This window comes from Natronospira sp. (assembly GCF_007134575.1).
GTDB lineage: Bacteria > Pseudomonadota > Gammaproteobacteria > Natronospirales > Natronospiraceae > Natronospira > Natronospira elongata.
The window spans coordinates 1-4,273 of the sequence record NZ_SLKM01000211.1 but is presented as its reverse complement, the minus strand read 5'-3'; the positions used below and the strand labels follow the sequence as shown (position 1 = coordinate 4,273).

Below are 4,273 nucleotides of genomic sequence, written 5' to 3'. Positions count from 1 at the left end.
CCATCCCAGGGTGGTGGGCATGGCCTTCCTCGGCTTCTCGGCCGGCCTGCCGCTGATGCTGGTGGGGGCGACCTTTACCGCCTGGCTGCGGGATCTGGGGGTGGATCTGGCAGCCATCGGCTTTCTCACCTGGGTGGGGATGGCCCATTCCATTAAATTCCTCTGGGCCCCGGTGGTGGATCGTCTGCCCCTGCCGGTTCTGACGCCCCTGTTCGGACGACGGCGATCCTGGATGCTGGCAGCCCAGGGCACCATTGCCATTGGCCTGCTGGGCATGGCCTTGACCGACCCCACGGAAAATCTCTGGCTGGTGGCCGGCCTGGCGGTGATGACGGCCTTTGGCTCAGCCACCCAGGACATCGCCATTGATGCCTACCGGGTGGAGGCAGTCAAACGGGAACGCCAGGGGGCCATGGCCGCCACCTATGTGGCCGGCTACCGGGTGGCCATGCTCACTGCCATTGCCGGTGCCCTCAATATTGCCGGCATGAGCAACTGGACCATGGCCTACGGTGCCATGGCCCTGCTGATGGGCGTGGGGATCATCACCACCCTGATCATCCGTGAGCCCGAAGTCACCGTGGATCGCATGACCCTGGCCATGGAAGAGAAAGTGATGAACTACCTGGACCGCACCCACCACCTGGGGTGGAGGCGGGACTTCAATGCCTGGTTCATTGGCGCGGTCATCTGTCCCTTCGCCGATTTCATGAAACGCTTTGGTGCGATCGCCCTGCTGGTGCTGCTCTTCGTGGCCACCTTTCGCATCAGCGATATCTTCATGGGGGTGATGGCCCAGCCCTTCTATCTGGATCTCGGCTTCAGCAAGAGCCAGATCGGCAATATCAGCGGTGCCTTCGGCCTGGCCATGACCCTGACCGGCGCGGCCATGGCGGGTGTACTGGTGGCCCGCTTCGGCATCAGCCGCATGCTGATCTTCACCGCCTTCATGGCCCCGGCCACCAATCTCACCTTTGCCTGGCTGGCCGGCCTGGGCCCGGAGATTCACGGCCTGGTGATCGCCATCATTGCCGATAACATTACCGGCGGACTGGCCATCGGCGTGTTCATCGCCTACCTATCCAGCCTCACCAACACCGCGTACACGGCCACCCAGTACGCCCTGTTCTCCTCGCTCATGACCCTGCCGGGGCAGTTCGCCGCCGGCTTCACCGGCATGCTGGCGGCGAAAGTGGACTGGATGTGGTTCTTCATCATCACCGCCGGCACCGGCATCCCGGCCATTGTCCTGGCCATCATCCTGGCCCGCATCGCCAACCCGGACCGCATCAACCGCCCGGGCATGAGCGGATAGCAACCCCCCGGGCTAGTCGTCCTCGTCGTGCCAGGCCTCGATCTGGACGCCGAGGCCCATAACCGTGCGATTGGCATAGGCAAAGTAGGCTGCCACCTGGTTGATCTCCAGGATCTCGCCATCGGTCCATCCGGCACCGCGAAGCTCGGCCAGCTGATCTTCATGGATCTGGGTCGGGGCCACGGTGAGATTGCCGGCATAGATAAGTGCCAGCCGTTCCTTGTCGCTGAAGACCTTGGGGGGAATATCATCGGGCTTGTCCAGCCACTTGAGGATCTTGTCCAGGCGGCTCTTGTCATCAAGGCTCTTGAGCAAGCCCTTGCGGTGATGGGCAACACAGTATTTGCAACCGTTGAGGCGGCTCACCAGCACGCCAATGGTTTCCATGAACCAGTGGGGCAACTTGTTGCGGGGGTGGCCGAGCACGCTGCGGTAGAGCTTGAGGTGCCCCTCAAGTGTATGGGGGCGCAGGGCGTGGGCGCGCATGATGCCGTCCACGCGTCCCTGGTCGTCCGCCAGTTCCGCGTAGATTCGCTGTGCGCGCTGATCCAGCTCGTGGGGCGCCGGCGAATCTATCCACATAATCAAACCATCGGTCTTCGCCATCTCAGGGTTCCTGGTCACAACAGCCATGGCCCCTCCCAGATCCATTATGTTTGTTCTTGTTACGTGGGACACCGCGAAAAACCTTATGTGACAGCCTTGTCACAAAGAGTGCGGCAGCCTGGGGGATAGCGCCATCCCCCGTATGGAGGGGCCCTTAATGAACGGACTGACGATGCCCCCGACGTCTTTCGGGGGTGGGTGAGGCGTGATGGACCACCATCCGCCAGCCGAATCGGCAGCGACGATAGATATTGGTGGCAAATACCGGGGGCCGCTCTTCGGCATCCCCGCTCAGGCGGATGTATTCCGCCACCAGGTGAATGGCCAGATCCTCGGTCAGGGTTTTCTCCAGCATCTCGACCCGAAGGTGCATCTCCGGGCCACCCTGGAATATCTGCTCCCAACTGGAGAGGATCTCCCGCAATCCACGCAGGGGCGCGCTGGCCGGATGAATGCAAACGGGGTTGCGGGCCCCCTCCCAGACCTTGCTCATCGCGTCCAGGTCAGCCCGTTCCAGCGCATCATAGAAGGCCAGCTCGGCGTTCTCCGGCGAATCAAAAATGGTAGCCATCATGCCCCCGAATAATCATCCTCGACCACCGCGTCCAGCGACCGTCGCCAGGATTACCTAACTTTAGCTCAATGCCCGCCAAGGGCAAGGTGCTTGTCAGCCGGACAGGCAGGGGCTATGGTGCCGCCTGCGACGAGCCGGGAGGATGGCATGAGCGAACACGAGATCAAGGTCTGCAGTCTGGATGAACTGGCGGATCCGGGGGCGAAGGAATTCGAGTTTGAAACCGCCCAGGGCAAGGACTACGGCTTCCTGGTCTGCCGCGATGGCCAGGTGAGCGCCTACGTCAATAGCTGCCCCCATACCGGCGCCGCCCTGAACTGGGCACCCGACCGCTTCCTTACCAAGGCCGGCGACCAGATCATGTGCGGCGTGCACGGCGCCATCTTTCGCATCGAGGACGGGCATTGCCTGGCCGGCCCCTGCGAAGGCCGCAACCTCACCCCCCTCCCCTGCCGGGTCGAGGACGGCGCAGTCTATGTCTCGGTGAAAGGCGAACAGGCCTGAACTGTTCTCCGCGCCCATCGCGGATAAATCCGCTCCTACGCCAATTCACCCGCAATGCGCCGAAACCGCAACACCCCCAAAGGAACCACGGAACCTCTGATCACCCCTTAAAATCGGTAATCCGAATCCAGCAGGTCCAGGGGGTTGGTGTATTCATCACCGCGGCCGCCATCGTCCAGATCGACGCCGTAGTCTTCACGCTCCATGTCCATGGAACCCGACCAGTCCTCCGGGGGCTCGGCGGTGGTCATGGCGACCTCGGTCCAGAGATCGATATCCACCTCTTCCACAGTGCCGTCAAAGAACTGAACCTCAATGGTGCCATCCACATCATCAATGGCCACCACTTCAAACAGACCACCGTTGAAGTCCTTGTACCACTCCCCGATGACCGCCGGGATCGGTGCATCATCATCGGAAAACATCGCAGGACTCCCCGGGGCCATGCCCCGTTTCCAAAAGACCACATTCCGGCACCAGCGTGCCGCTTCCGGCTCCCGTCGGCCCCGGAGCGGGCCTCGAAACCGGGAGGCTTTCAGCAAGGTATAGGTGCCAGATGGTCAGCTCGCAAGGGGACCGGCGCTACCGTTCGTCCGGTTATTTCCAAGCCCTTGAGGGAGGCGGTTTTTCAGCCAGGAAGAAGCGATCGGGCAGACGACCGGTTCAGCGTCGCCGCTCCCAATCAGTGAACCAGTTGATGAAGTGTTCGATGCCCTGATCCAGGGGTGTACTGGGGGTGAAACCCACCAGCTTTTCCAGAGCCGAGACCTCCGCACAGGTGGCCTCCACATCCCCCGGCTGCATGTCCAGGTAACGCTTCTCGGCCTCGCGACCAAGGTGCTGTTCCAACAGCTCGATCAACCGGCCCAGGGGCTCGGGCCGATGGTTGCCGATGTTGTAGAGGCGGTAGGGGGCATAACTGTTGGCCGGGGTGGGTGTCTCACCGCGCCAGTCCGGATCGGGCGTGGCGGGGTGATCCAGCAGACGAACCATGGCCTGGACCACATCGTCGATATAGGTGAAGTCCCTTTGCATGCGGCCATGATTGAATACATTGATCGGCTCGCCCCGCTCGATGGCCCGGGCAAATTTGTAGTAGGCCATGTCGGGACGGCCCCAGGGACCGTACACAGTGAAAAACCGCAGCCCCGTGCAAGGCAGGCCGTAGAGCGAGGCATAGGAATGGGCCATCAACTCATTGGCCTTCTTGGTAGCGGCGTAAAGGCTGATGGCATGGTCCACGGTGTCGTTTTCCGAGAAGGGAATACGGGTGT

General features: G+C 62.0%; 6 protein-coding genes. 2 read left to right on the top strand and 4 right to left on the bottom strand.

From position 1 onward, the window contains the following. Positions 1-1,315 (top strand): AmpG family muropeptide MFS transporter (locus tag ACJWXQ_RS08380; RefSeq protein ID WP_406672572.1); only part of this gene is annotated, 1,315 nt, incomplete at its 5' end. A gap of 12 nt (positions 1,316-1,327) precedes the next feature. On the opposite strand, the gene ACJWXQ_RS08375 is transcribed toward ACJWXQ_RS08380, so the two are convergent. Together ACJWXQ_RS08375 and ACJWXQ_RS08370 are read right to left on the bottom strand one after the other, a co-directional pair. Beyond that, positions 1,328-1,921 carry a peroxidase-related enzyme gene (locus ACJWXQ_RS08375; protein ID WP_346052835.1) on the bottom strand — a complete coding sequence of 198 codons (594 nt, stop codon included), beginning with the start codon at positions 1,919-1,921 and terminating at the stop codon, positions 1,328-1,330. A gap of 154 nt (positions 1,922-2,075) precedes the next feature. Further along, positions 2,076-2,495, bottom strand: a complete 420-nt coding sequence (locus ACJWXQ_RS08370) for a nuclear transport factor 2 family protein (RefSeq protein ID WP_346052837.1) — start codon at positions 2,493-2,495, stop codon at positions 2,076-2,078. Positions 2,496-2,642: 147 nt separating this feature from the next. Between ACJWXQ_RS08370 and ACJWXQ_RS08365 the strand changes: the two genes are divergently transcribed. Next, complete coding sequence (locus ACJWXQ_RS08365; protein WP_346052839.1) at positions 2,643-2,999, top strand: Rieske (2Fe-2S) protein; 357 nt, start codon at positions 2,643-2,645, stop codon at positions 2,997-2,999. A gap of 107 nt (positions 3,000-3,106) precedes the next feature. On the opposite strand, the gene ACJWXQ_RS08360 is transcribed toward ACJWXQ_RS08365, so the two are convergent. Then, entirely contained in the window at positions 3,107-3,424 is a 318-nt protein-coding gene (locus ACJWXQ_RS08360; protein ID WP_346052841.1) for a DUF6763 family protein, read from the bottom strand. Between the two features lie 238 nt (positions 3,425-3,662). Continuing rightward, positions 3,663-4,273: NAD-dependent epimerase/dehydratase family protein (locus ACJWXQ_RS08355; RefSeq protein ID WP_406672571.1), on the bottom strand; the 611-nt coding region annotated here is incomplete at its 5' end.